At 55.8% G+C, this 25,659-nt stretch carries 22 protein-coding genes; 5 read left to right on the top strand and 17 right to left on the bottom strand.

The window, feature by feature from the left end:
- Positions 1 to 789: 789 nt before the first annotated feature.
- Positions 790 to 1,257: a hypothetical protein gene (locus NZ705_10450; GenBank protein ID MCS7293370.1), complete on the bottom strand. Its 468-nt coding sequence runs from the start codon at positions 1,255 to 1,257 to the stop codon at positions 790 to 792.
- Positions 1,258 to 1,729: 472 nt separating this feature from the next.
- Between NZ705_10450 and NZ705_10445 the strand changes: the two genes are divergently transcribed.
- Positions 1,730 to 2,149 carry an MAPEG family protein gene (locus NZ705_10445; GenBank protein ID MCS7293369.1) on the top strand — a complete coding sequence of 140 codons (420 nt, stop codon included), beginning with the start codon at positions 1,730 to 1,732 and terminating at the stop codon, positions 2,147 to 2,149.
- Here NZ705_10445 and NZ705_10440 read toward each other — a convergent pair.
- Genes NZ705_10440 through NZ705_10420 form a run of 5 tightly spaced genes read right to left on the bottom strand, consistent with a single transcriptional unit; the run spans position 2,143 to position 7,994 of the window.
- A complete protein-coding gene (locus NZ705_10440) occupies positions 2,143 to 3,624 on the bottom strand; it encodes a cryptochrome/photolyase family protein (protein ID MCS7293368.1) in 1,482 nt (493 codons plus the stop codon). The two genes, NZ705_10445 and NZ705_10440, sit on opposite strands and share 7 nt — an antisense overlap.
- Positions 3,617 to 4,624, bottom strand: a complete 1,008-nt coding sequence (gene rsgA / locus NZ705_10435) for a ribosome small subunit-dependent GTPase A (protein ID MCS7293367.1) — start codon at positions 4,622 to 4,624, stop codon at positions 3,617 to 3,619. Before rsgA ends, NZ705_10440 begins: the two co-directional genes overlap by 8 nt.
- Complete coding sequence (locus NZ705_10430) at positions 4,624 to 4,842, bottom strand: sulfurtransferase TusA family protein (GenBank protein MCS7293366.1); 219 nt, start codon at positions 4,840 to 4,842, stop codon at positions 4,624 to 4,626. Before NZ705_10430 ends, rsgA begins: the two co-directional genes overlap by 1 nt.
- A complete protein-coding gene (dnaJ, locus tag NZ705_10425; protein ID MCS7293365.1) occupies positions 4,839 to 5,960 on the bottom strand; it encodes a molecular chaperone DnaJ in 1,122 nt (373 codons plus the stop codon). Before dnaJ ends, NZ705_10430 begins: the two co-directional genes overlap by 4 nt.
- A gap of 60 nt (positions 5,961 to 6,020) precedes the next feature.
- On the bottom strand, positions 6,021 to 7,994 hold the full coding sequence (locus NZ705_10420; GenBank protein MCS7293364.1) for a penicillin-binding protein: 1,974 nt from the start codon (positions 7,992 to 7,994) through the stop codon (positions 6,021 to 6,023).
- Positions 7,995 to 8,047: 53 nt separating this feature from the next.
- Between NZ705_10420 and tyrS the strand changes: the two genes are divergently transcribed.
- Positions 8,048 to 9,232: a tyrosine--tRNA ligase gene (gene tyrS, locus NZ705_10415; protein ID MCS7293363.1), complete on the top strand. Its 1,185-nt coding sequence runs from the start codon at positions 8,048 to 8,050 to the stop codon at positions 9,230 to 9,232.
- A 297-nt stretch (positions 9,233 to 9,529) separates the two neighbouring features.
- Complete coding sequence (locus NZ705_10410; GenBank protein MCS7293362.1) at positions 9,530 to 10,207, top strand: DUF1643 domain-containing protein; 678 nt, start codon at positions 9,530 to 9,532, stop codon at positions 10,205 to 10,207.
- 111 nt (positions 10,208 to 10,318) lie between these two features.
- Here the strand turns inward: NZ705_10410 and NZ705_10405 are convergent, their stop codons facing one another.
- The gene (locus NZ705_10405) at positions 10,319 to 10,912 is read right to left on the bottom strand and encodes a DUF3177 family protein (GenBank protein MCS7293361.1); all 594 of its coding nucleotides are present in this window, start codon (positions 10,910 to 10,912) and stop codon (positions 10,319 to 10,321) included.
- Positions 10,913 to 11,023: 111 nt separating this feature from the next.
- Here NZ705_10405 and NZ705_10400 point away from each other — a divergent pair, with 111 nt between their 5' ends.
- Positions 11,024 to 12,229: a GNAT family N-acetyltransferase gene (locus NZ705_10400; protein MCS7293360.1), complete on the top strand. Its 1,206-nt coding sequence runs from the start codon at positions 11,024 to 11,026 to the stop codon at positions 12,227 to 12,229.
- On the opposite strand, the gene NZ705_10395 is transcribed toward NZ705_10400, so the two are convergent.
- Together NZ705_10395 and ahcY are read right to left on the bottom strand one after the other, a co-directional pair.
- Positions 12,226 to 12,762, bottom strand: coding sequence for an FKBP-type peptidyl-prolyl cis-trans isomerase (locus NZ705_10395; GenBank protein MCS7293359.1), 537 nt, complete (start codon positions 12,760 to 12,762; stop codon positions 12,226 to 12,228). The two genes, NZ705_10400 and NZ705_10395, sit on opposite strands and share 4 nt — an antisense overlap.
- Positions 12,763 to 12,769: 7 nt before the next feature.
- The gene (gene ahcY, locus NZ705_10390) at positions 12,770 to 14,047 is read right to left on the bottom strand and encodes an adenosylhomocysteinase (protein ID MCS7293358.1); all 1,278 of its coding nucleotides are present in this window, start codon (positions 14,045 to 14,047) and stop codon (positions 12,770 to 12,772) included.
- Between the two features lie 81 nt (positions 14,048 to 14,128).
- On the opposite strand from ahcY, the gene NZ705_10385 reads away from it, so the two are divergent.
- Positions 14,129 to 15,073 (top strand): GDP-L-fucose synthase, encoded by a 945-nt coding sequence (locus NZ705_10385; GenBank protein ID MCS7293357.1) that lies wholly within the window; start codon positions 14,129 to 14,131, stop codon positions 15,071 to 15,073.
- Positions 15,074 to 15,184: 111 nt separating this feature from the next.
- Here the strand turns inward: NZ705_10385 and NZ705_10380 are convergent, their stop codons facing one another.
- The 8 genes from NZ705_10380 to NZ705_10345 form a co-directional block, all read right to left on the bottom strand.
- Positions 15,185 to 16,093, bottom strand: a complete 909-nt coding sequence (locus tag NZ705_10380; GenBank protein ID MCS7293356.1) for an ABC transporter ATP-binding protein — start codon at positions 16,091 to 16,093, stop codon at positions 15,185 to 15,187.
- Positions 16,094 to 16,098: 5 nt separating this feature from the next.
- Positions 16,099 to 16,542, bottom strand: coding sequence for a DUF29 domain-containing protein (locus tag NZ705_10375; protein ID MCS7293355.1), 444 nt, complete (start codon positions 16,540 to 16,542; stop codon positions 16,099 to 16,101).
- 39 nt (positions 16,543 to 16,581) lie between these two features.
- The gene (locus NZ705_10370; protein ID MCS7293354.1) at positions 16,582 to 17,151 is read right to left on the bottom strand and encodes a prepilin-type N-terminal cleavage/methylation domain-containing protein; all 570 of its coding nucleotides are present in this window, start codon (positions 17,149 to 17,151) and stop codon (positions 16,582 to 16,584) included.
- An 18-nt stretch (positions 17,152 to 17,169) separates the two neighbouring features.
- Positions 17,170 to 18,165 carry a hypothetical protein gene (locus tag NZ705_10365; protein MCS7293353.1) on the bottom strand — a complete coding sequence of 332 codons (996 nt, stop codon included), beginning with the start codon at positions 18,163 to 18,165 and terminating at the stop codon, positions 17,170 to 17,172.
- Positions 18,166 to 18,208: 43 nt separating this feature from the next.
- On the bottom strand, positions 18,209 to 18,892 hold the full coding sequence (locus NZ705_10360) for a prepilin-type N-terminal cleavage/methylation domain-containing protein (protein ID MCS7293352.1): 684 nt from the start codon (positions 18,890 to 18,892) through the stop codon (positions 18,209 to 18,211).
- A 13-nt stretch (positions 18,893 to 18,905) separates the two neighbouring features.
- A complete protein-coding gene (locus NZ705_10355) occupies positions 18,906 to 24,293 on the bottom strand; it encodes a hypothetical protein (GenBank protein MCS7293351.1) in 5,388 nt (1,795 codons plus the stop codon).
- 285 nt (positions 24,294 to 24,578) lie between these two features.
- On the bottom strand, positions 24,579 to 25,025 hold the full coding sequence (locus NZ705_10350; GenBank protein MCS7293350.1) for a hypothetical protein: 447 nt from the start codon (positions 25,023 to 25,025) through the stop codon (positions 24,579 to 24,581).
- A 25-nt stretch (positions 25,026 to 25,050) separates the two neighbouring features.
- Entirely contained in the window at positions 25,051 to 25,494 is a 444-nt protein-coding gene (locus NZ705_10345) for a hypothetical protein (GenBank protein ID MCS7293349.1), read from the bottom strand.
- Positions 25,495 to 25,659 lie beyond the last annotated feature (165 nt).

Genomic DNA, 25,659 nt, shown 5'->3' with positions numbered 1-25,659 from the left:
TAACCAAACGGAACCTACGTTCTCTCGTGGATGAAGCTGTCTGTCTTCTATGTCAACCTTTGTCAGCTTAGCTATAGCAGTGTGGATGTGACACCACTTGGTACACGCTATGGGGGCGTTGAACGTAAGACAGCCTTTAGAATGCTCTCCCAATGGATATTGGATTTGTTTGAGCAAGTACCCCCTATCCGATTAGTTCGCATAACCTCCAGAGATCTTGATACTTTTCTGGATTTTCTTGAATCACTCAACGAAATGCAAAGCTGGCAATCACTTCATTCCTTGAGTGCAGATATAACGCAGCTACTTCTACGTAACTTAGGCCAGTTTGAAAACGATATTCAACAGTTGTGAAGATTCTAGCGAGTAATCCCAGAGCTGCAATTTCTATTTGCCAAATGATAATCGAATCTATTGTCAAAGACATCCACGCTCGGCGGTCAAAAACATATCCAGGCAATTTGGCGATTGCAATCGATTATTTAAGGGGATTCACTGGCTTTCCTACCCAATTTTACACTTAATCTAGATGTCGTCCGACGCTTAGGCAATTTTGCAATTCATGCTGAAGAGAGCTTCACAGCTTCGTTCAAGGATGCAGAAATAACTCTGTCGCTTGTTTTAAGAACTATAGACTACTGGGAGTCAATTGGGACAGTTGAGCCAGATGAGAATTCACAGTTCAGAAGCATTGAGTTTATATCGGAGTTTCAAGACTGAGGCTAACTGGACCTCAGGGTGATGTCCGAGAAGCATGAACACCCAAGCTCTACGAACCCTAGTGTCATCTCAGTGCTCAGCTTGGTTTTGCCCTAGCAACCGGTAGGCTTGCGTTAACACTTCTAACTCTGGCTTTTGCAGCAGGATATCCGCCAACGGCGCCGGAAACCCTAGCAACGTCTCCCAGACCGCCCGACATTTGTCCCGCCAGTGGAAGCGATAGTTGACCCGTACGGCAAGCTGCACACGGCTGACCTCGTTAAACTGGAGCTTTAACTCCACTTCTGGAGGACACACATAGGAGCGAGGGCGGCAGGGTTTCGCCTGTTCCACCGCCTCCTGCATCATGCGAATGCCCTCCTCCCCATGCACCGTCGTAGCCTCCAACCGCTTGCCCTTGAAAACCACCCACGCTAACTCCAACCGGTTGAGCCAGGACAGTTCGGCAAAGGGGAAATAGACCGCCAGGCGAACCACTGGACCAGCAGGACCTTCCCAGCGCCATGACTGGTACGTAACTTGGCCAGATGCACTCATGCCAACACCGAACGAAACGACAAGACTTACCTATAGGTGACTTCCACCGTCAATAGAGGCTTGGCCTACAACAGCACACGCCAGTCACCCTGCAAAAATGTCTCGTCAGCAGGCTAATCGAATAAAATTGGCCACAGTGCCTGTGGCGGTTTCACCCACCTCCAATGCAGCTCATGCGCAAGGGCCTACTTCTCAAGCCATCTTGAAGGGCCAGCAGCTTTCATAAAGGTACTACATACTATCATAGCGGGAATGGAGCATTCTGACCACTGCCGCTGGTCAGGGATGTGTAATGATACCCACAAACCCAAGCGCAAGAAAGGCCCCCACAAAACGCTACTCGATGTTTGGTAGGAAAGGTTACGCGAGTCATTCTATCTTTTTTTGGTAACGTACAACCTGGGCATCTAGCGAGTTTAGTAAAATCTACCGTTAGAAACCTGCCTAGTTCTGAACTGACGAGGAATCGCTCATGATTTTGTCTATTGACCCCCCTTTATTTCTCGCATGGGCTGTGGCCATTGCGGCCGCCCTTGTTTATGTGCCTTCTTACCTGGTCGTCGGCTATGGAAGGGCCAAAAGCGGCTTTGATCCCCGCGCACCCCGCGCTATTTTCGATAAACTCCCTCCCTACGCCCAACGCGCCACCTGGGCACACCAGAACGCTTTTGAAAGTGTGACCCTGTTTGCACCGGCGGCAATTTTAGTTTTACTGGCCCAAGGCGCTTCGCCCTACACTAGTGCTGTTGCCCTGACCTATCTAGTGGCGCGTTTGGTTCATAGCATCGCCTACATTGTGGGAATCGCGCCACTGAGAAGCTTGGCGTGGATTGTTAGCATCGGTTGTATTGCCAGTCTGTACGGCACGGCGATTACCGAGATGGGTCAATGAAGCGACGATAGGAAAGCTTCTGCCCGTTGCTGTAGGGTTTGCCGCCGTCTAGGGTCCATTTTCCCTAGCATGGCAGTCATTGTGCTCAAACGCGGGTTACGGCGGAAAAAATCCTGATGTTTATCAATAAATCGCCAGTATAGCCCGTCCCAAATCTCGCACCAGTCCCCGGCCGGAAAATCACTCATTTTACGGATGTAATTAGAACCACTCAAATAGGGTTTGGTGGTCATCCAACCGCCATCGCTGTACTGGCTCATCCCGTACACATTGGGCACCATCACCCAGTCATAACTGTCAATGAATAGCTCCATAAACCACTGGTAAACCGCCTGGGGATGAATTTCACATAGGAGCATAAAATTACCCAGCACCATCAAGCGCTCAATGTGATGGCAATAGGCAGTTTTAAGTACCTTTTGAATAACGTGGTCCACTGGCAAAATCCCCGTCGTTCCCGTGTAAAAACAGGGGGGCATGGAACGGGTGTGTTGCCAAAAGTTTTGATGGCGCTGGGGCGTGCCCATTCGCAGATACATGACCGCCATAAACTCTCGCCAGCCAATGATTTGCCGGATAAATCCTTCCAGGCTGTTCAAGGGAACCCAGTGGTCTTGTGCATAGTCCAATGTGGCTTGTAGAACTTGGGCCGGCGTTAGCAATCCAATGTTGAGCATGGGGGTCAAAACGCTGTGAAAAAGGATAGGATATTTGACACTCATGGCATCTTCGTAGTCGCCAAAGTTGGCTAGGCGTTGCTGGAGAAAATCGGCCAGCCATTTTTCCGCATCGGCATGGGTCACAGGATAGGGAAAGTGCTCTCCAGACCCCCAGTGGTCGCGAAAGTGTTTTTGGACATAGGCTTGCGCTTCTAAAACATAGTCGTTTTGCTCTGGCCACACAACTGTAGGAACTGCCACCTGCTTGGGTAATTTTTTGCGATTGGCTGGGTCAAAACTCCACTTGCCGCCCACTGGTTTGTTGTCCTTAACCAGTACATTGAGCCGTTTGCGCTGCGCGATGTAGAACTGGGTGAGAGAGTAGGGCGGTTCGGCTGGGAGAATTTGCTGCCACCAGTCGCGCGGGGTGAGGAATTTAGGTGTGTCTAGCTCAACAATTTTTATGCCGTGATAAGCACACCATTTCTGTAGCCGCTTGGTTAAAATATCGTCCACCAACGCACAGATGTAGATCACGCCCACTTGGTGCTTTATTAAAGGCTGGAAGAGATAATTCATCTGCCGGTCCTGTTGATAAGGGATGTAGATGACGGTGTATCCCTGTTGTGCTAAAAATTGGCGATAGGCTTGTAGGCTGGCCCGGTGTAACACCAGTTTTTTCTGATGAAATCGCGCTGGATAAAAGTAATCCCGAAAGAATAATTGCTCTTCGACCAAAAACACCAACCGGTCACGAGCCAACCCTGGGTGGTGCCGAAACAATTGGTCGGGGAAAATGACCGTGGCACTATTCATCTTCAATGGTTAGCAAGTCCAATTCTTGATGCTGCCGCCGGCGGGAAACAGTGCGGTATTTGTGCAGGGCCAACTTCGGTTCCGTGCGGTCTGGCTTATATTTCACCCCTATATCCGACCGGCCCTGGGCTTGCTTCCATGCGGCTAACTCTTCCAGTTCCTGGCGCCATTCGACGTAATGTTCATAACGTTCCCAATCCTTGGCAAGGGCACAGCCTGGTTCGTCTTGATGGGTACAGTCGCTAAATTCACATTCCCCCTGCTGCCGCCGGATTTCGGGAAAACAACGGGCTAATTGCGCGGGTTCGATATCCAAGGTGGGTTGACTAAATCCCGGTGTATCGGCCAGCATCCCACCCTGGGGCAAGGGCAACAATTGCACATGGCGTGTGGTATGACGCCCCCGACCGGTTTTGGCCGCTACCGACCCTGTCGCCAACTGCGCCCCCGGCACCAAGCAGTTAATCAAACTGGATTTGCCCACACCCGACGGCCCGGCCAGCACCGTCACTTTATCCACTAAATGCGGGGTGAGTTCAGCAAGGCCCTGGCCAGTTGTTGTGCTGACAATAAAGGGTGAATAGCCCCAGGCATGGACTTTTTCACGCCAGAAATCCACCTGCTCCGGCGCACACAAATCAGCCTTGTTCAGCACCAGTAAAAACGGCAAACCGGTGGATTCTGCCTTCACCAAAAACCGGCTGAGCAGGAGGGTCTCTAAAGGGGGGTCCGCCAACGCCAACACCAGCAATAACTGGTCCACATTGGCCACCGGCGGCTGGTCTAACACACTGCGGCGGGGTAGGATGTCGGCAATTGCTCCCCGGCGACCTAGTTCATCCACTTCTTCAATACAGACCCAATCCCCAACCAGTACCCACTGGCCCGTTTTTTTCAGTCGCGCCCTAGCCGTACAAAGTAATTCACCATATGCGGGTGTGATGACCCGGTAGAAGTTTGCCTGCGCTGCCCGCACTTGGCCGATAAGTAGCTGCTCCATCAGGCTTTTACCGTAAGGACAAAGTAATCGTCTCGAGGTTGAATATCCACAACTTCATAACCGCTTTGCCGCAGGCTATCGGGCACTTGCTGGATGGGTTCCCCGGCGTCAAGCCAGACTTCCAGCAGGGTTCCCGGCGGCAATTGTTCCAACTTCAGGCGGGTGCGGACAAAGTTCAACGGACAAGGCGTCCCACGCAAATCCAGAGGGGCACTCATCCGAAAATCCCACCGAACAGGTCACCCAAGCCATGTCGGCTGGTTTTTTCATGGCGAAGGCGCGCCAGCTTTTCCAGCAGCTCCCGCTCTTCGTGACTGATGTGGGTCGGGATTTCGACCTTCACCGTCACAAAATGGTCGCCCCGGCTGACGGAATTGCCTAAGCGCGGCACCCCCAACCCTTCTAGGCGAAACTCAGTACCTGGTTGCGTTCCAGCCGGAATTTTCAGGGTGTGGCTCCCGTCCACCGTCGGCACTTCAATCTGACACCCCAAAATTGCTTGCAGGTAACTGATTTTGACTTCGGAGTAAAGGTTGATGCCGTCGCGCCGGAAGTGGGGGTCTGGTTTCACCGTGAGATAAACGTACAGGTCGCCTGGTGGCCCACCGTTGGGTCCGGCATCCCCTTCACCGGCAACCCGCAGCCGCGTCCCCGTATCCACCCCTGGCGGGATGGTGATTTTCAGCTTCTTGGTGACCTGGTTAACACCCTTACCGCCGCAGGCTGAGCAGAGTTCATCAATGACTTGACCTACACCCCCACAGGTGGGACAGGTGGTGATTTGCGTGAAACTCCCAAAGGGCGTCCGCGCTGCCCGCCGTACTTGTCCCGTGCCGCCACAGGTCGGACAGGTTTTGGGATGGGTCCCTGGCTTGGCCCCTGACCCATGACAGGCGTTGCAGGTTTCCAGGTGGGTCAGCCGGATTTGTTTTTCCGTACCGGTGATGGCTTCCCGAAATTCCAGCTCTAAATCCAAGCGCAGGTCATCGCCCCGCACTGGACCACTGCGTCGCCGCGTTCCCGCCGTTGGACCGCCAAACCCGCCAAAAAATTGCTCAAAGATGTCGGCAATGCCACCAATATCACCAAAGTCCTGGTAGCTACCGCCCCCTGGCACACCGGTAAAGGCGGCTTCCCCAAACCGGTCATAGCGGGCGCGGGCTTCCGGGTCCGACAGCACTTCGTAGGCCCGGTTGATTTCCTTAAAACGTTCTTCCGCTCCCGGCTCCTTGTTCACGTCCGGGTGATATTTACGCGCCAACCGCCGGTACGAACGCTTAATCTCTTCCAGGTCGGCGTTACGTGAGACCCCTAGAATTTCGTAGTAATCCGCCATAGCACTCACAAACCTTCTTTCAGCTTAACAGGCTTCTTCCACGGGTGACAGGTAGGGATGTCACGACCGGTTGGGGCGAGGGCGGACAAAATGGGAAGGAGGCGTAAATTTCTCCACTGGTACCCCCTTGAGCGCTGCCAGCATAAATTGTCGCCAAATCGGGGCCACCAATGTCCCACCAGTTGCGCCGCCCCCTAAAGGCCGGTAATCGTCGTTGCCAATCCACACCGCTGCTGCCAGTTGTGGCACATACCCCACGAACCAGATGTCCCGCTCGGAACTGGTGGTGCCGGTTTTCCCCGCCGCTGGACGGCCAATCTGGGCTGCCGTGCCAGTGCCGCTTTCAATTACCGTTTGCAGGATGCTGTTCAAGGCCGCTGCCGCCCAGGGGTCGAGCACCAATTTGGGCTGGGGAATGTTTTTCCAGTCAATCTGGCCGCTCTGGTCCTGCACCTGGACAATGATGGAGGCGGGCGCATACCAACCATTACTGGCAAAGGTGGCGTAGGCATTGGCCATTTCCAAGGGCGTCAGGTCCACCGCTCCCAAAGGCAACGAGGTCACTGGCAACATGGGACTGGTAATCCCCAGCGCGCGACAGACTTGCACCACCCGCTCCATGCCCACCTCTTTCCCCAACCGGACGGCTGGGACATTGCGGGACGCCGCCATCGCTTGCCGCAGGGTGATGTCGCCCCAGAACGACCCGTCGTAGTTGCGGGGGGAATACCAGCCCGCCCCATCCCGGTAACTCACCGGACTATCGCTGACGTAGGATTCGGGAGTGTAGCGCCCAGAGGCAAAGGCGGCGTAGTACACAAAGGGCTTGAAAGCCGACCCCGGTTGCCGTTGGGCTTGATAGGCGCGATTGAACTGGCTTTTTTTGTAATCCACCCCGCCGACAATGGCTTTGATGTAGTGGGTGCGCGGGTCCACCGCTACCAATGCCATTTGCAACTGGGACGACCCCCACCCTTGGGCGCGTAACCGGGCATAGTTCTCCCGCACGATTTTTTCCGCCGTCAGTTGTAATTCCTGGTCCACACTGGTCTGCACCCGCAAGCCCCCCCGTTGCACCAGTTCCTGCCCGAATTTGTCGTAGAGGGTTTGCAGGGCCATGTCGGTCACGTAGGGCAACTTGCTGGGACGAAAGGAGGTGATTTGGTTGAGGTAGATGGGTTCTAATCGCGCGGCTTTGGCTTCTTCCGGCGTTACCCATCCCAGTTCTTCCAGTCGCTCGAGCACCAGCAGTTGCCGTTGCTTGGCCGGACAAGCATTGCCCAGGGGCCGGTCGCGACACAGGGGTTGATTGGCCGGAGCGAAGGGACTATAAAACTCGGGCGCTTGGATCAGCCCAGCCATGAGCGCGCCTTCGGCCAGGGTGAGTTCCCGCGCCGATTTGCCGAAATAACTTTGGGCCGCCGTTTCAGCGCCGTAATTGTTATGTCCCCAATACACCTGGTTGAGGTACAGTTCCAGCAGTTCGTCCTTGGTAAACACCTGCTCCATGCGCATCGCCAGCACGGCTTCGGCCACCTTGCGGCTGAGGACCTGTTCCGGCGACAGCAGCAGATTTTTGGCTAACTGCATGGTCAAGGTGGACCCCCCTTCCACCACGCGCCCCGAGCGCCAGTTGGTCTTCACCGCTCGGATGATGCTGATGAGGTTAATCCCAGGGTGGCTGTAGAAATGACTGTCTTCGATGGCCAGCACCGCCAGCTTCAAAGAGTGGGCTATCTGTTCCAACGGCACCACTTCCCGGTTGGCTTCCCCGTGGATCGCCGCCAGTTCCCTGCCCTTGATGTCGTAGATGTAGCTGGTTTGGGGAGGCACGTAGGTTTTTAACAGGCGCACATCCGGTAAATTACGAAAACTGTAGGCCAATCCAGCCATGAAACCCGCCGCGCCCGCCGTCCCCACCAACGCCACCCCCATCAGCGTCACGCCCGTCCATTGCAACAAAGCGCGCCCAGCCCCCAGAACCAGCGCTAGGGGTGAACGCCGCCGACTTGAACTTAACGCTTTACTGGACACAGGCGGAAAACCGGCTTGTTAAGATCAACACACGGTGAAGGAGGGAACTATCTGTGAGCATAGCAGACTCGGCGGGCCTGATGACGCGGGGTGTGGTCGAAGTGTTCCCCCACCAGCCGGAGAGTGAAGACCCCCGCCAGTGCTTGACCCGTTTGCTGCAAACCACCGACCGGCCCTTGCGCGTGAAACTGGGCGTGGACCCCACAGGCAGCCTGTTGCACCTGGGGCACAGTATTCCCTTGCGGAAATTGCGGGCGTTTCAGGATGCTGGCCATATCGCCGTTTTGATTATCGGGGATTTTACGGCGCAAATTGGCGACCCCACGGGCCGGAGTGAAGCGCGTCCCCCGCTGACGGCTGAACAGGTGCAGGCCAATGCCCAGACCTATCTCGACCAGATTCGCCCGATTTTGGATTTCGAGACGCCGGGCCGCCTGGAAATTCACTACAACTCCACCTGGTTGGCGCGATTGGACTTAAAGGAAATTATCAACCTGCTCAGCACCATGACGGTGGGGCAAATGCTAGCCAAAGAAGGATTTGCCGAGCGCTATAGCCAGAACCACCCCATTTTTTTGCACGAATTTCTCTATCCCTTGTTGCAGGGGTACGACTCGGTAGCGGTGCAGGCCGATGTGGAAATCGGGGGGACTGATCAAAAATTCAACATTGCCGTAGGCCGAGATTTACAACGCCATTTTGGTCAACCCCCGCAATTCGGTGTGCTGGTGCCCATTCTGATAGGAACGGACGGGGTCCAAAAAATGTCGAAATCCCTGGAGAATTACATTGCCTTACAAGACCACCCCAGCGTCATGTACCAAAAACTGCAAAAGATTCCCGACCACCTGCTGCCCCAGTACTTTGAACTGTTGACCGATTTACCGCTAGAGCAATTGCCGCCCAATCCCAGGGAACAACAAAAATTGTTGGCCTATACCGTCACGGCGTTTTATCACGGCAAGGAAGCCGCCGAGCAAGCCGCTTTGGCTGAGGCTGGTAAAATTCCCGAATTTTCCTTGCAAGGGGTGCAGTTTCCGGTGAAATTGTTTTATTTACTGGCGGCCAGTGGGTTGTGTCGCAGCAGCAGCGAAGCCCGCCGGCAGATGCAAGGGGGCGCAGTGCGACTGGATGACCAACGCATCACTGACGTGGACTGGCAATGCGACGACCCGGCGCAGTTGGTGGGACGGGTGCTGAAACTGGGCAAGAGCAAGTTTGTGCGGTTGGTTCCCTGACTTAGAGCCATCGTTGAGCCGTTTGTCTTAAAGTTGCAAGATTCTGTTCCTGATCTTCCTGCCATCTCCCTGACAAGCGGAAGCAGCGCAGCTATCAAATCGAAAAACTTGACATGAGCTATGGGCAAAGACAGCAGGTTCCCTACTGCTTAAATTCAGCTACTTCCACATATCGCTGTTGCAAGCAAGTAGCGGCCAACCCCGAAGCGTCAAGGGTTCCGGTCGCTGCTTATGTCAAACATGCTGTGCATAGCGACATGAGGCTATACTTTGACCAAGGCCACCATACACCAAGAGGTGGACATTTACGTGGCAAGACCGGGGTTGCGCTTTGCCCTCGGACAATCGGGCCGGCGGATGCTGCTGGTGGTGGGTCTCAATCCCAGCCGTGCGACCCCGACCCAACCAGACCCAACCCTGACCAAGGTGCGACGCATCACGCAGCAAGCGGGGTTTGACGGGTTTGTGCTGGTGAACCTGTGTCCTCTGCGCTGCTTGCATCCCGACGAGTTGCCCTGGCAGCTCCCCGACCCGTGGCTTCAGGAGAATGGCGATTTGATTCGGGACTTGGTGGGGCGGTGGTCACCAGCGGGTATCTGGGCGGCCTGGGGCAACGGGATTGTCCAGCGCCCCTATCTCAGCGAGAGTTTGCAGACGCTCTGGCCCGACCTGAGCGACCGAGCTTGGTGGTGCTACGGCCCCCTTACGCGCCAGGGGCATCCCCGTCATCCGGTGCGAGCGGGTTATGGGTTGGCCTTGCTCCCCTTCGATGCCGCCCGCTATGTCCAACGCCTCAAAACCCCATCTGGGTCAAACGCTGTTCAAACTCATCCCAGGGAATGTGCTGCTCTAGGTAGCGCGGGGTTTGGGGGTGATAGGGCGCTTGGATCCGGTCTACCCACAGGATGGCTGCCTCCGGCGACAGCACCGGCACGTCTGGGTCAGAGGCGGTCGGCGATGTCAGGGAACTGCTAAACCCCTTGTACACCAGGACTTCCCCTGTTTCGCCCTGGTCCCGCACAGTCAATCGCAACACTTCGCGGGGGTGGGAACGGCTATAGTTTTCCAGGCGTTCAATGGGCGTGGTCATGAGAGTGCCGTCCGTCCCTGTTTCGCCAAGCGCACCAGCAGGAAGTAGGCCAGCATCAAGCTGTACACCACCAGTCCTAACACCCCCCAAAATCCTAGGTCCGTTGCAGGCACATTGGGGTGAAAAATTTCGCGGTAACCCCAGGGTGCTTCCAACCACACACGGCACTGGGCATCGGCCACCAAGGCGTTGGAAGACAGAAACCCACAGCGCAGGAAGGGGAGCATCGCCAGCGCCCCCAAACTGGCCGCCCACGTGACTATCCAGCGCCACACGTTGGTGGCCCAAGCCAGCGGCCCCGGTCGCTCGGCAATTTCCTCGTTGATGTCCACCCAAAACCACAGGCAAGCGGGCAACAGCACTTGCGCCAGGAAGGAGACAGGGAACCCAATCGGCAACGCGCCGATGAGCAGGTACACCGTAATCATCAGCAGGCTGGAGACTTTCCAGTAGATGCCCAGCAGCGTAAAAATCGCCCGCGCTCGCTGCGCCCACGCCCAGACCAGCAACCCCAAGGGCACCAGGACGTAAAACACCACCGCTACCCGGTAGTACGTCCACACCAGCGTCGTGAGTAACTCCTGCGACACCTTTTTGTCGCTGACCTCACCACCCCTAGTCTAAACCAAATCCATCCACACCGCCCCCGACGCGATACCATGAAGAACTGTAAACATTAAGAAAATCTAAAGATTGCCATCATGGGGGGCTATCGGCTGCGGTGGGTCGAAGGGGTCGGGGAGATACCGGCGGCGCAGTGGAATGCCCTAGCGCTGCCATTAGGGACACCGTTTTTGGAGTGGGAATGGCTGCACCATCTGGAGACGTCGGGAAGTGCCATACCCCGCACGGGTTGGGCGCCTCGGCATTTGACTCTCTGGCGCGGGGACGAGTTGGTGGCGGCGGCTCCCCTGTACATCAAGGCCCACAGCTACGGCGAGTTTGTGTTTGACCACCAGTGGGCGGAGTTGGCCTATCGCTTGGGGGAACCCTACTATCCCAAGCTGGTGGGCATGACCCCCTTTACACCGGCGGTGGGCTACCGGTTTTTGGCGGCTCCTGGGGAAACCGAGGTGAATGAGATGTTCCTGGAGGCGATTGACCAGTTCTGTCGGCGGGAGGGGCTATCCAGTTGCCATTTCCTGTTTGTGGACCCGGACTGGGGTGAGTCCATGGCGGCGCTGGGGTGCCACCGCTGGCTGCACCATCACTACCTCTGGCAAAACCACAATTATCGCACCTTCGACGACTACCTTGCCCACTTCAACGCCAACCAGCGGCGCAACATCAAGCGGGAGCGTCAGGCGGTGCAAAAAGCCGGCATCCAGATGCAGGTGCTCACGGGCGACGCCATCCCGGAACCCTTTTTCAACCTGATGTACGACCTGTACAGCCACACCTGCGACCGGTTTGTGTGGGGCAGCAAGTATCTGACTCGTTCCTTTTTCCAGGGCCTGGCGCGGGATTACCGGCATCGGCTGGTGTTTAGCGTCGCTTGCGCCGAGCGGGGGTTACAGGAACCGGTGGGCATGGCTTTTTGCGTGACCAAAAACCAGCAGTTGTACGGGCGGTACTGGGGCGCCTGGCAAGAAATTGATTGCCTGCACTTTGAAACCTGTTACTACACGCCGATTGCCTGGGCAATTGCCGAAGGGATTCAGGCGTTCGATCCAGGAGCCGGTGGACGCCATAAGAAACGGCGGGGGTTCTGGGCCACGCCCAACTTCAGCCTGCATCGCTTTTACACGCCGCGCCTGGGGGCCATCTTGCCGGAGTACATTCACCAAATCAACGCCTACACTGCCCAAGAAATCCAGGCCATCAACGAAAACATTCCGCTCAAGGGCGAGCCGCCTGTGACCCACATTGCCGGGATGACCCTATCGGTGCCCACCGAAGTGGACTAGGGCTGAATCGCCAGCAACTCCACGTCAAAGTACAGGGTGGCGTTGGGGGGAATCACGCCGCCGACTCCTTGCGCCCCGTAGCCCAGTTCCGGGGGAATCTCCAAGCGGCGCTGGCCGCCGACGCGCATGGTTGCCACGCCTTCGTCCCAGCCCCTGATCACCTGGCCGACGCCCACCCGAAACCGAAAGGGCTGGTTGCGGTCGTAGGAGCTGTCAAACACCTGGCCATCGGCCAATTTGCCCACGTAATGCACCACCGCCGTTTGCCCGCGCTTGGGACTGGCGCCTTTGCCAAGGCGTAACTCCTGGTAGCGCAAGCCCGAGGGGGTGATGATCCAATCGTCCAAGGTGGTGCGAGGACGGACAGGCGGTTCCGCTTGGGCCACGTCCTGGGCGCTAGGCGTAGGGGTCTCCGCCGGTGCCATCTCTGGCGGGGAGGACCGGGCACTCGCCAGCACCTGCGCCCCGACCAGCACCAGCGCGCAAACGATAAACACCCCCAAACTCACCAGGATGGCTGGTAAATGCTCCATCGCGGTCTCAGGTTCCTGCTGTCCAGCTTTTCAGGTATTCTTCTTGTACTGGTGTCAGGGTATCAATCTCGATGCCCATCGCCTTCAATTTTAAGCGGGCAATTTCCCGGTCGAGTTTGGCCGGGACCGGGTAGATGCCGGGAGCCAGTTCCCCGCGGTGCTTCACCAGATACTCGCAGGCCAGGGCCTGGTTGGCAAAACTCATATCCATCACGCTGGCTGGGTGACCCTCCGCCGCCGCCAGGTTAATCAACCGCCCCTCCCCCAGCACAATGATCCCTTTGCCCGATTGCAAGCGGTATTCCTGCACAAAGGGGCGTAACTCGACAATTTCAGTACTCATCGCCGCCAGGGTTTTCAGGTCAATTTCAATATCAAAATGCCCCGCATTCGCCACAATCGCCCCTGGCTTCATCAGTTCAAAATGCTCGCGCCGGATGACGTGTTTGTTGCCGGTGACCGTGATGAAAATATCTCCCACCAAGGCCGCCTGGTGCATGGGCATGACCTGGAACCCATCCATGGCTGCCTCCAAAGCCCGCACTGGGTCCACTTCGGTAACGACCACGCGCGCTCCCAGGCCCCGCGCTCGCATCGCTGTCCCTTTGCCGCACCAGCCGTAGCCCGCCACGACTACTGTTTTCCCGGCAATCAGGATATTGGTGGCCCGCAAGATGCCATCCATCGTGGATTGGCCCGTGCCGTAGCGGTTGTCAAAAAAGTGTTTGGTCTCGGCGTCGTTGACGTTGACCGCTGGAAAAGCCAGCACTCCCGCTGCCAGCATGGCCCGCAAGCGAATCATCCCGGTGGTCGTCTCTTCGGTCGTGCCGATGATTTCGGGAATCTGGTGGGGTCGTTCCTGCACCAGAGTCGCCACCACATCGCCGCCGTCGTCAATGATGATCTGGGGATGGTGGTCTAACGCCCGGCGCACATGGCGTTGATAGGTGGCCGTATCTTCCCCCTTGATGGCAAAGACAGGAATCTGATGCTCTGCCACCAGGCAAGCCGCCACATCGTCCTGGGTGGAAAGGGGGTTACTGGCAATCAGCAGGGCGTCGGCGCCTCCGGCTTTCAGGGTCAAAGCCAAATTGGCCGTCTCGGTTGTCACGTGGCAACAGGCCACCAGGCGAATGCCGTGCAGGGGCTTCTCCTGGGCGAAGCGCTCGCGGATCTGGGCCAACACCGGCATCTCTCGGGCCGCCCACTCGATCCGTTTCCGACCCAGGGGCGCCAGCCCCAAATCTTTGACATCACAATCCACCCGGGTGCCCATTGCCGTCATAACTGCCTCACCTGAATCACTTGCGTTTTTTAGCCTACACCAAATTGCCGTAGGATCAAGGCGGAGATAGGCGCGTGGGGGATGCAACAGCACAGCCGGATTTTTGTGGCGGGCCATCGGGGGCTTGTGGGTTCAGCGATCTACCGGCATCTGCAACGCCAAGGCTATACCCACCTGCTGGTGGCGACCCGTCAGGAATTGGACCTGCGGGACGAGAAGGCAGTCGGGCAATGGTTTGACCAGCAGCGACCGGAGTATGTCTTTTTAGCAGCGGCCAAGGTTGGGGGGATTCTTGCCAACGCCACCTATCCAGTGGATTTTTTAGAGGACAATTTGCGCATCCAAACCAATGTGATTGCCCACAGCTTTCGCACCGGCGTCAAAAAATTGCTGTTTCTCGGTTCCTCCTGCATTTATCCCAAATTTGCGCCCCAGCCCATCAAGGAAGAGTATTTGTTGACCGGAGCGCTGGAACCCACCAACCAGTGGTATGCAGTGGCGAAAATTGCGGGCATCAAACTCTGTCAAGCCTACCGGCAGCAGTACGGCTGGTCGGCCATTTGCGCCATGCCCACCAATCTCTACGGTCCTGGGGATAACTTTGACCTGCACACCTCCCACGTCTTACCCGCCTTGATCCGCAAATTTCACGAAGCCAAGGTGCAGGGACAACCTTACGTGACGGTGTGGGGCACGGGCACACCCCGGCGGGAGTTTCTGTACGTGGACGACCTGGCCGATGCCTGTGTGTTTCTGATGCAGCACTATGACGAACCCGACATTATCAACGTGGGCACTGGCGAAGACATCAGCATCCACGACCTAGCAATGCTAGTGCGCAAAATCGTGGGCTACGACGGGGAGATTGTGTACGACCCCAGCAAGCCCGATGGCACACCGCGCAAGCTACTGGATGTCTCGCGGTTGCACGCTTTGGGATGGCAAGCGCAAACGCCGCTAGCGTTGGGGATTGAGAAAACCTACCAGTGGTACTTGGCCCATGCCCAAGGGAATTGCCAAGCGTGATTTGCCCCAAAAGATTTGCCCCGTGTGTGGCCGCCCGTTTACCTGGCGCAAAAAGTGGGCCGATTGCTGGGACGAAGTGAAATATTGTTCCGAACGGTGCCGGCGGCGACGTCATTCCACTAGACCATGACCGGTTAAACGCAAAAACACATCCTCCAAGTTGGCGCGGCGGCGGCTCAAGCGGGTGCTGTCGAGTTGTTCCAGGGCGTGCCAGAGTTCGGAATCGTGGGCGGGCAAGCTCAGCAGGTAGCCCCGCCCAAAAGGTCGCCACCAAACGCCAGCGCGTTCAGCCAGGTCTTGGATCACAGCCGCTTCCACGCCTTCGATTTCGGCCACCTCAGCGCCGATGATGCGCTGGATCAAGTCTTCGGGGGGTCCCTGGTCCACCACCACCCCCTGTTGCAACAGCAGCAGCCGGTCGCACAAGCGCTGGGCTTCATCCATGTAGTGAGTCGTCAGCAGCACTGCACATCCATCTTGCTTGAGCTGAGTGATGCGCCGCCAAAACGCCTGTCGAGCATCTGGGTCCAGGCCGGTGGTGGGTTCATCCAAAAACACAATTTTGGGGTGGTGGATGAGCGCCCGCGCCAGCACCAACCGGCGTTTTAAGCCCCCCGAGAGCACATCCACCCGTTGATGGGCGTAGTCTGTCAGCTCCATTTCTGCCAGGAGTTCCCACGCCCGCTGTTTGGCTGGGCGGCCTGTGATGCGATAGTGATGGGCAAAAAACACCAAATTTTCCCAGACGGTGAAATCGGGGTCCAGGTTATCTTCTTGGGTTACCACGCCCAGAAACTGGCGCGCTTGCCGTCCCTGGCGCTGGACGTGGTAGGGGCCGATTTGCACCCACCCGCGGCTAGGGATAACCATGCCATAGAGCATCCCGAAGGTGGTCGTCTTCCCTGCGCCATTGGGTCCCAACAAGCCGAGAATTTCGCCAGGTTGCAGGCGCAAGCTCACTCCCTGCACCACTGCCCGCTGGCCGTAATACTTCCACAGGTCCTGGGCAATGAGTTCCATGTTCTCTAGGGTAGCCAGTTTTCATCGAGGGCTTGTGCTAGGGTAAAGGGGGGTGTTTCGGGAACCAGCTTTTCGTCTAACCCGCTGCCATCCAAAAACAGTTTTCGACCTCGTTGATACTGGCGGCTGAAGATGTCCTCGACGAAGGGATAGAGACTTGGGCTACGCTTCAGACGGTCTTGGATTTCAATGCGAAAGTTACGGATTTCGACAAGCCAGCCCCGATAGCATCGTTCCCGTTCCGCATCCCAGTATTTCAGCTTCAGTAAATGCTCGCACAAACGCATCAAGTAGCTAGCAACCGCGTGTTGATTACTCTGGCCCAAGTCCTCCAGCTCCTCGACTAAGTGTTCCACGTCCACTTGTGACCAGTCGCCTGCGCGGATACAGGCAAGCGTTTTTTCCAGCCAGAGTTGGTAGTCGGTTTCGTAGAGTGAAGGGGTATTCATCGGTTTAGTTCGGAGCAGACTAACTACACTTCAGCGCCATTATCGGCACCTCAGTCGGCCCTCGTTAGTCCGCTGCAATTTTCCTTCGCGTACCTGACCAATAATACCTTCAGCAACTACGCAATAGTACGGCCCTCTGGGTTGCCCCCGAGGAATAAATACCAACTGTGGATCACTGCCTCCGAGGCCAGCCCTATCACCGAACGGGCCAAAACGGAAGCTGTAACCATCCGTGGGGTTGGTGCCAAATTGTGGATTTGAAGTGGTATTGGCAGGGTCAATAGCAACTGTACGGGCATCGCTGTCCATGAGAGATTGCCAACTGGTATGATTCCGGCAGTTATATGCACGCCCCCCCGGTTGCACTGACACTTCCACAAAGCCATTTCTATCCCGAAAACAAACTTCCCAAGGGCGCGAGGTGCGAATGGCTTGACTTTGGGCTTCGCGGATTTTGTCTAGAGCGTTAGCACGGGCGTTGTACAAACGCTGGCGCGTCAGAATAGCCAGCCAACTAGGTGCAGCAATCGCAGCTAAGATGCCTATGATGACAGCGATAACGACAACTTCAACTAGAGTAAATCCTTGATTAGCTTTGACCGGTTGCATAGGGTTTACCTCCTAAAGTTAACTGGGTCGCCGGTTGTAGCTTCCACGGGTGCGCACTTGGGTTTCTACTGCTGGACGGAACTGATTAGTCCCCCGCTCAATTTCCCGTAAGCCGGCCCGTTCAGCGGCATTCCCCCGCAGGTAGAGATACACATCCTGCACAAAGCCAGTACCCTCTCCAACCCGCTCCCGCACACAGGCGAAAAACGATGGAAACCCCGTATCCGACCCTGCACCTGTGGAAGATAGGTAACCTGGTGGGCAATTGATAGAAACACGGTCCCCAGTCCAATCCACATTGGAAACTAAGATAGCGGTATCGGAATTAGGTCCATTCCAGTGCGGGATAGTACTAGGCCATGTAGGACCTGTCAATGGGTCGAGATTGGCGAGACGGTCCGCAAAGGAGGGAGCCCATTGGTACTGGTAGAAATACCCCCGTACAATCCGCGCTGGGCCACGAGGCTGCGTATCAGTAGTAAAACCGCAAGCAGGTCCACCAGGCCGAGTAGGCGGCCCACCAGGGTTGCGGCACAACACGTACACAACCAGTACGTACTGTGTGCGAGTGTAGTTCATCACTCGCTGGCAATCTTGGTTTCCCCCACAGCGATTTCGGGCATACCAATCGAGAACGGCGTATTCATCAGAAGGCGCTCCAGAGAGATTCAGAAGATTCAAATCCGGCAGCTCTTCCCGCTTCCAAAACGCCAGCACCGTATTGCGCGGCAGTCTCAGTCCCTGGCAAGTTGTACCATTCCCTGTGCCATCAGCTCCCAAGCAGTTCCGGTCATAGACCAACACCGCTTCCCGCAGTTCCGACGCAATGTAGTCCAACGCCTGCGCCATTTCCCGCTCGGTCTCGCTACGCGCTGTCTCCGTGCGCTCGGTGCGGAGCATCTCAGTAACCAGGTACATCATCCCGCCTAACAGCACCACCCCCAGTGTCGCACCAACCAGCAGCTCAGCTACCGTAAACCCAGCGCGAGCTAAGCGATTCTTGGACTGAAGCATTGTTAGCAACCATCTGCGCATGACTTGCATTCTCCTTGCCCCCCTACTGACGACACCTAGCCTGGTCACCACCTAACACTAAGCACAGATTCAACAAAGAATCAGGTGCATCTGGCATAAACACCCGTCCATATTGCACCGCCAGGGGGTTACTGACAGCCTCTATTGCCCCTAAGCGGACAGCTGCGGGTCGAATCCCCAGCGGCCCGGTGTAGGTTCCCTGCACTACGGCTCGCGGATACACCCGCACCCCAAAAACGAAGGCTATCGGCCTGCCATCTGAAGCTAGCTGCTGCCGAACTCGAAACGCCTGTGTTCCGAAATCTGGCCGCCCGTCAGCATTAATATCGATGCGACAAAGGCCCGCATTTGGATTGGGATTTCTCAAATCACAAAGCGGAGCATTCCTCAACGCATTAGCCGCTGGTGGTGGAACCGCGTCCAGCGAAGTAGCACTATTCGGAGGAACTATCCTGTTGATGTCGTTAATGAAATCAGACACACTTCCACCTGCTGGCCCCCTTTCCATCCTCAGTCGCACGAGATCGATGTATCCCTGGGCCAAGAAATAAGCTTGCTCAACTCGCTGGCTCTGAGCACGAGCGGCAACCGAAAGAGCAACAATTGGCGGGATCAGCGCTGCCGTGAGACCAATAATGGCAGTGGCCACGACAACTTCAATTAAGCTGAACCCACCGCTCTGTATCTGCAACTGCTTAGGCCGCATGGTTGTACCTCCATCAGGGGCAGGTCAAGTTGGGAGTTACGAATTGCCGCAACCGGCAGATGTAAGGGTCTTGCGCCCCAAGTTCCAAGAAGTATTCATTCCGAGCGTTAGACAGCATCAGGAAGCGCTTGGATGCTGGGCCCGCCGGTGCATACTGCAGCGCTGGGTCATATCCCCAGAAACGTAGGGGCGGTTCATAGTACGGGAAGTATGTATTAACTGTATCACCCACACGGTCCCGCTCCAGAGCATCGAAGTCAAAGGGGCCTGTAGCGTAGTTACTGAAGTTGAGTTGCAGCAGTGACCCCTGAATCCGGAGTGGAGTTTGCTGAACCTCCAGAAACCGCGGGAAATTGTGCAGGCCACCATAGGGTTGACCTCGCCGTGAAGGCACTAGACCACTGATAATCACAGCATTGACCGTGTAGTCCGTACCCCGCAGGGGCACAAAGTCATAGCGACGGCCAAAACGAGTCGCAGCATCCATGTAGTTGTCAACGCCCACGATGGCTTGGGTAGCACCCGTCTGCTGCAGACGATGCGTGCCGTCGCTACCCACTATAATTGGCGACCCCAGGTCATAAGGAAATTCGCGTGCCCAGCCGTTACGGGGAACACTGCCTGGATTGTTAGCAAGATCGGGGCTTATGATGGGGAAGGTATTTCTAAACGACGGGCTGCCGCTTGTGCATTCGTTGCCAAACTGGCCGTCAATATCCTGTACGTTACGGATACCGTGCTCGATATACCCATCGCAGAAGTTATGGGTAACCAAGCTAACTGCATCTGCTAGGATTTCGACTGGTCGCCAGGTATCGCCACCTGGTGTAGCGAAGGCATAGTTGCGATCCGACCGACCATAAAACTGGTTGAAGTCGTAAGGGAAGGGTAGGGCTTGCAGAAATTCTTCCATCGGATTACCAGCCGCGTTCATATGCAGGTTAAACCCACTACGACCCCGTGCCCATTGAGTCATCACATAGACGGGGTTATCACTGACAAATGTCAGCCCGTAGATGTTCTGGTCTGGTGGAAGATTCCCGCCAATCCGGCTGACATCGTTGCCATTCATCAGGCGGAACCCATGTACCCGGCGGCTGGGGTCGGCGTAATAGTCCACCGGCTTAATACTCAAGCCTGAGGGTGCAAGCGGAGGGTCCGATGGCCGGCGCGGGTCGTAGTTCATACGGAAAGGCAAGCTTGGACCATCCAGGTATTGATTACGCCATTCGGCCAAATAGCTGTCCCAAGTGCTGTTTGCTGGGCGGGCAATGGCGTCTTCTCGCATGGCATCTTCGCGGAAGGCATAGACAATACCACTGCTCACCGATAGCCAGGCATCATTGGCTCCCCTTGGCCCTCGGTCAACTCGCCGCAGCAGGTCAATGTCAAAGTCCATCACCCGCGCCGTTTGCAACTCCCGTCCGTTGAACAGGGCCTTTTCAGCCAAGCCAGTACGGTAGGCAGACAGAAGCAGGCGGGCATTGCTCGGTTGGAAACGACTGATGATCAAGTCAGTCTCCTTCTGATATAGGTCTGCCGTATTGACATTGGCATCCCGTGGCAAACTACCCCCACCAGCCGGGAGTTCTTGAGTCACCGGTAACTGCCAGTCCCTTGGGTTGTAGTCCGAACCAGCCCGAGCAGCCAGACGCATCGCTTCTAAATCAGACGCAGGAAATGGCTCGTAAGTAACTAATCGGTTCGCATCTTCCGCAATGTATTGGCCTAGCACATATGGCTCTGAGAATCTCTCGTTTCGATTCGTTGGGCTTCCACTTGGTTGGTTGTAGGGGCTGGGGTCGTCACTATTGCGCATGTTGATCCCCGACGTTCCATCATGACCGTGCTGGTCGCCTGCGCCAACCTGCCCATCCGAGTTCAAATCCCCTGGGAACAGGTAATACAAAGATGGATACTTGGGCTGCGTCGGACACAACCGGGCCAGAGCAATCATTTCTCGCTCAACCAAAGCATTGTTACGGTCAGTTGGATTGTTCCCGACCTGATATCCAAAGTAGTTGATGTCAGCCAAGCTAAGGTCGCAAGGCAGGTCGACGCGCGGGTTAAGTAGATCACTCAATAGGTCATTCGGGTTGAAGTTGCGAGGATCCGGAGGTAAAGGCGGACCGTAGGGGTCTGCGGGATGAGTTTTGGCTGTGCGGAAACGGTAACTCAAGCGACGGTTGTTCTGGTCTCGGTCATGGTTCATCGTGCGATTGGAGCTACCGTCGCTGAACACCGGATCTCCCGGCAAATACTCCCGGAACCCATAGGTACGGTCTCGCACAATCTGCAACCAAGTGTTCACAAACCGCGCCAGGTACACCAGCCGGTTCCAGCGCTGGTAGTTGGAGTTAGGATCGGTATTCCAGTTGGGTTCTGTTGCAAAGCTATCTCGAATCCGCGCCAGCGCCGCAATGTAGTACTCCGCAGGAATGTTGTAGCAGTTGGGGTTAGGCGGAGATTGGTTGACAGGACAGTTACTTGCACCCTTGGGAATGAAATCCAGGATGCCATGTCCCATCTCATAATTGCCAGCACCTTCACGCCCATCCTGCAACATCCGCAGGGTCGCGGCCAGGCGCTTCAGGTTGATTTCGATATTGGGAGAACTTCCCCGGTCACCTGGTGACGCTTGGTTGGGCGGATTGGGTGGGACATTAGGAGTGGGAGGCTCGTTTTGGTATGGCTGATCAGGATTACCCGACATATAGAAGTCACGACCACGCCCACGATAACCCCAATCCAGGTACCAGTAAACGTTGTCCGCCAGGATTCCCAGCGTGCAACCTGCGGTGTGTAGATTCGCCTGATCCGCCGGAGGGAGTTGGTCATAGCTTGTACTCCCTAGCATCCCAATCGTCCGTCGCAGGTTGGAGAAATTCCCCCACATGGTCAGCACAGGGTCAGGATGCACCTGGGTACTCCCTTGAGGACGTTGCAACGGCGGGTAAGCCCCATTTGGGTCACCGGCAAAATACGCCAAGTTGGTCAACGCCTTCATCAAGGCCGTCCCTCGGTCAAAGTCTTCTTCATCGAACGGAGGGTCAAGTGGGTTCAGCGCGTCGCCGTACTCCATATTGGCCGTTCCCCGCCCGGTGAAAAAGTCCGCAGGCGGAAAGAGTGCCTGGGTTCCCACGGGCCGGACAAAGTTGGCATTCAAGCGAGGATAGCGGGTTAAACCCTGAGCAGAATTCGGGTCAGCCGGACTCACCGGATCGCCGTAGGTAATGCTATTGAGATAACTCGCCTCTGTTCCAGGGTGAATCGTACTCGATAGGCACAACAAGGGCAAACTCCGGTCTTGCGCACGATAGTAATAGACTGCTGTCGCCTGCACTGCTGCGAGATTGTCCCGCTGGGTACGCCGGTGCAACTGCCAGTTGAGACGGCTGCCAAACTGTAGAGCCGGCATAGTTCCCCACTCGTATTCACTTGTCGAAGCAATCACAGAACCAAGCAACAACGGTGGGTACAAAGGATCAGCAGCTCCCGGTGCTGGAATCGTTTGCGACCCTGCTCTGATAATCGTGTCAGGCCGGAAGAGTAAACCATAGATTTCTCTACTCTCGGGGTTGGTTCCAGCGTTGAAGTAGGGATTAGTAGTAGGGACATTAGAGTCAATCAACTGGCCTCGACGGTCAGGTGTTGCGCTCCATGATTGCCAGTGATTCCATGTCCCACTAACAGTCCCATACGTCCGCCAGCTACCCCAGACGCCGACATTGCCCAGCTCCAGCCGCTGGCCCACAATCACCTTCATCCCTTGACCCAAGGCGCGCCGTTCCCAGTAGCCATCCAGCCCATAGTCCTCTGGCTTGTCGGGGGGAGCGATGTTACTAATCAGCTTGGGATCGGTAATGGGATCGCCAGCGCGGCCCGTCCAGGGTTGGATACCATCGCAGCTACCCCGCTCATAGGACGGTTTAGGACCCAAGCGATTGTCCGCTCGATACGTGTCATCTACATAGGGCGGTACCTCACACCGGCCCACTCGAACCCGTCGCGACAAAGCACCGCCAAAGAAATTGGAATCTACATAGGTGTCATAGGTTTCTGTTCCTGCCGGTCGCCGCCGTGGCAAAGGAATCCCCGTCAAAACTAAGTGGAGCGGGTCTATGGCAATGTCAGCCGGCAGAAAGCCACTGCGCACCGCATCATCGTTATCAAACTGTCCAGGACCCGGCGGGTTGGGGTGACCAGCACCACGGGATAAACGAATTATTTGGGTTGGTGCTTGTCGCCCGCCAGGATGCAGATGGATAAAGACACTAGGCCCAGGGTCATCCGTATTGGTATCTGTCGTGCCACTCATCAGCAACCCCCGTGTTGAAATCAGGGAGTTGAAAGGCGGCACGTAGTAGCAAGAATTAGGCGCACTAACGAGATAGCTTGTCAGGGGAGCAAAGGGACTGTACAAAATCAGGGACCCTTCCGTATGCATAGCCCCATTCCAGTTAAATTGAGGGGGCCGCTGAATCTCAATGTCATAGCGGAACCAAGCACCCCACTTACCAGCACCTATGTAGGTACGGTCTTGTTGAAATACCGCTGCGTTCAGGGTCAGCTGTGGGTCCTGACCAATCCGATTGGGAATAGTAACTGCATAGACTTGAAAATTTTTGTACTCGTCCGCACTACTAGCGCTCGTAAAGCGCCCTGTATCTTCATTAAAACCACCACCAGCCCCCGCTGCACCTTGACAGAATGCATCACCCTGCTCAGCTTGGACAGGGGCGTTGTTGACTACAAAATTAGCAGCTCGTTGCCTGCGGTCTGGAAGCAGCGTGTAACCTTCACGGGGTACGGCACTCCTACCAGCGCGTGTAACACGCCCAATAATGCTATAAACTGCTACGCCATCCTGCGGGTCTGTCGTGCGGCCATTGCCATTCAAATCCACTCGGTAAGCCCACGTGGGTGCAATATTGTCCGGCGTGTAAGTAGCTGGCGCATCAAAACATCTCCCATCCTGGCTAGCGCAGCGCACTTCGTCGGGTAGCGTATAGACATCGTTAACCGCTGCTGCTCCAACGACTCGCCCAGTATTATCCCGTCGCCGGTGCCCTAACAAGTCTTCAATCTCTTGCTCGCGCTGCTCACGGGACAACCGGCTTTCTCGAGTAAACAGGTACTCCAGCTTCGCCCGCGCCCGGTCAATGGATTCGGAAGTGGGACCTTCGATGACAACCCGTTCCCGCTGTCCTGCTACCTGAACCACGCGGTTAGCCGTCCGGGCCACCAAGCCAATCATGATTAAAAACGCCACGATGATCAGCAGCGTGGCTGTAGGTAGGACAAACCCACCATCTTTCTTCGCCCGGTAATAACGGCTCAGTAGCCAAATGAGAAGACCTTGTTGCAACCGCAGTGCGTGTACCCGTCGAGAACGCGCCATGACCGTAACTCCAGAGAGGATGAGGATAGAACACAGAAGGACAGAAGCATTCCCATCACCGGCAAGGGGGGGATATGCTATCTATACTGCTAACATATCCGCCTTGACCCACCTGTGATAGGAATCACCAGTCGTCTCAGACGCATGAACGCCAGGGAAACGGCTAGCTGCTCGGACGACGCTTCCACTCAGTAGGTTTCCCATTCTCAGCTCAATTTTTGACCATCCCAGCGTGAATTTATTTTAAGCAGTATTAAATAAGGTAAAAATCATTACATTCAAACTCTAGTTATCCCTGTCTTGACGACCGTTCGGGTAATTCCGAGTAAGTATTGCTAGCAACTGACGAACATCAGCGTGAATATTACGAGTGTCTTGGCGTAGTTCTTCAATGCGATTTTCCTGGCGCTGAATGATTTCCATCATTAACGCTTGTGCTTCCCGTAGTTCTCGCACAGATGCCCGCAGCTCCTGAATAGCTTGGGCGTTGGCGTTGATTTGGGCTGTCGCTTGCGCTTGCGCTTCCCGTAGTTCTCGCACAGATACCCGCAATTCCTGAATTGCTTCCGCATTGGCATTAATTTGGGCCATCATCAATGCTTGAGCTTCCCGCAGTTCCCGAATGGCAGTCGCGTTTGCCGCAGTTTGTTCCCTTAGCTCTCGAATGGCAACGGCGTTCGCTTGCACTTGCTCAGCTAAGCGGTCTAGCATCTCATCGGTCCAGCGGGCCATGGCTTTACCCCTAACCCAACTTTCTCTACTCTACATCCTGCCGGCCATTGGGGTAGTTTCGGGTGAGAATTGCCAGCAACTGGCGAATATCAGCGTGAATATTACGAGTGTCTTGGCGTAGTTCTTCAATGCGATTTTCCTGGCGCTGAATGATTTCCATCATTAACGCTTGTGCTTCCCGTAGTTCCTGCACAGATACCCGCAATTCCTGAATGGCTTGGGCGTTGGCATTGATTTGGGCTGTCGCTTGCGCTTGCGCTTCCCGTAGTTCCTGCACAGATACCCACAATTCCTGAATGGCTTGGGCATTGGCATTAATTTGGGCCATCATCAATGCTTGAGCTTCCCGCAGTTCCCGAATGGCAGTCGCGTTTGCCGCAGTTTGTTCCCTTAGCTCTCGAATGGCAACGGCGTTCGCTTGCACTTGCTCAGCTAAGCGGTCTAGCATCTCATCGGTCCAGCGGGCCATGGCTTTACCCCTAACCCAACTTTCTCTACTCTACATCCTGCCGGCCATTGGGGTAGTTTCGGGTGAGAATTGCCAGCAACTGGCGAATATCAGCGTGAATATTACGAGTGTCTTGGCGTAGTTCTTCAATGCGATTTTCCTGGCGCTGAATGATTTCCATCATTA

Source organism: Gloeomargarita sp. SKYB120 (assembly GCA_025062155.1).
Lineage (GTDB): Bacteria > Cyanobacteriota > Cyanobacteriia > Gloeomargaritales > Gloeomargaritaceae > Gloeomargarita.
Note: the sequence above shows the minus strand (reverse complement) of the source record. Positions and strands in the feature narration are given on the sequence as shown.

What these genes read in the sequence shown, in the direction of transcription:
- NZ705_10400 (MCS7293360.1), top strand. Translation starts at nt 11,024, where the DNA reads ATGGGGGGCTATCGGCTGCGGTGGGTCGAAGGGGTCGGGGAGATACCG.
- NZ705_10375 (MCS7293355.1), bottom strand. Translation starts at nt 16,542, where the DNA reads ATGAATACCCCTTCACTCTACGAAACCGACTACCAACTCTGGCTGGAA.
- NZ705_10440 (MCS7293368.1), bottom strand. Translation starts at nt 3,624, where the DNA reads ATGAATAGTGCCACGGTCATTTTCCCCGACCAATTGTTTCGGCACCAC.
- NZ705_10385 (MCS7293357.1), top strand. Translation starts at nt 14,129, where the DNA reads ATGCAACAGCACAGCCGGATTTTTGTGGCGGGCCATCGGGGGCTTGTG.
- NZ705_10370 (MCS7293354.1), bottom strand. Translation starts at nt 17,151, where the DNA reads ATGCAACCGGTCAAAGCTAATCAAGGATTTACTCTAGTTGAAGTTGTC.
- NZ705_10445 (MCS7293369.1), top strand. Translation starts at nt 1,730, where the DNA reads ATGATTTTGTCTATTGACCCCCCTTTATTTCTCGCATGGGCTGTGGCC.
- NZ705_10380 (MCS7293356.1), bottom strand. Translation starts at nt 16,093, where the DNA reads ATGGAACTCATTGCCCAGGACCTGTGGAAGTATTACGGCCAGCGGGCA.
- NZ705_10365 (MCS7293353.1), bottom strand. Translation starts at nt 18,165, where the DNA reads ATGCTTCAGTCCAAGAATCGCTTAGCTCGCGCTGGGTTTACGGTAGCT.
- dnaJ (MCS7293365.1), bottom strand. Translation starts at nt 5,960, where the DNA reads ATGGCGGATTACTACGAAATTCTAGGGGTCTCACGTAACGCCGACCTG.
- NZ705_10430 (MCS7293366.1), bottom strand. Translation starts at nt 4,842, where the DNA reads ATGAGTGCCCCTCTGGATTTGCGTGGGACGCCTTGTCCGTTGAACTTT.
- NZ705_10355 (MCS7293351.1), bottom strand. Translation starts at nt 24,293, where the DNA reads ATGGCGCGTTCTCGACGGGTACACGCACTGCGGTTGCAACAAGGTCTT.
- ahcY (MCS7293358.1), bottom strand. Translation starts at nt 14,047, where the DNA reads ATGACGGCAATGGGCACCCGGGTGGATTGTGATGTCAAAGATTTGGGG.
- NZ705_10360 (MCS7293352.1), bottom strand. Translation starts at nt 18,892, where the DNA reads ATGCGGCCTAAGCAGTTGCAGATACAGAGCGGTGGGTTCAGCTTAATT.
- NZ705_10395 (MCS7293359.1), bottom strand. Translation starts at nt 12,762, where the DNA reads ATGGAGCATTTACCAGCCATCCTGGTGAGTTTGGGGGTGTTTATCGTT.
- NZ705_10350 (MCS7293350.1), bottom strand. Translation starts at nt 25,025, where the DNA reads ATGGCCCGCTGGACCGATGAGATGCTAGACCGCTTAGCTGAGCAAGTG.
- NZ705_10345 (MCS7293349.1), bottom strand. Translation starts at nt 25,494, where the DNA reads ATGGCCCGCTGGACCGATGAGATGCTAGACCGCTTAGCTGAGCAAGTG.
- NZ705_10450 (MCS7293370.1), bottom strand. Translation starts at nt 1,257, where the DNA reads ATGAGTGCATCTGGCCAAGTTACGTACCAGTCATGGCGCTGGGAAGGT.
- rsgA (MCS7293367.1), bottom strand. Translation starts at nt 4,624, where the DNA reads ATGGAGCAGCTACTTATCGGCCAAGTGCGGGCAGCGCAGGCAAACTTC.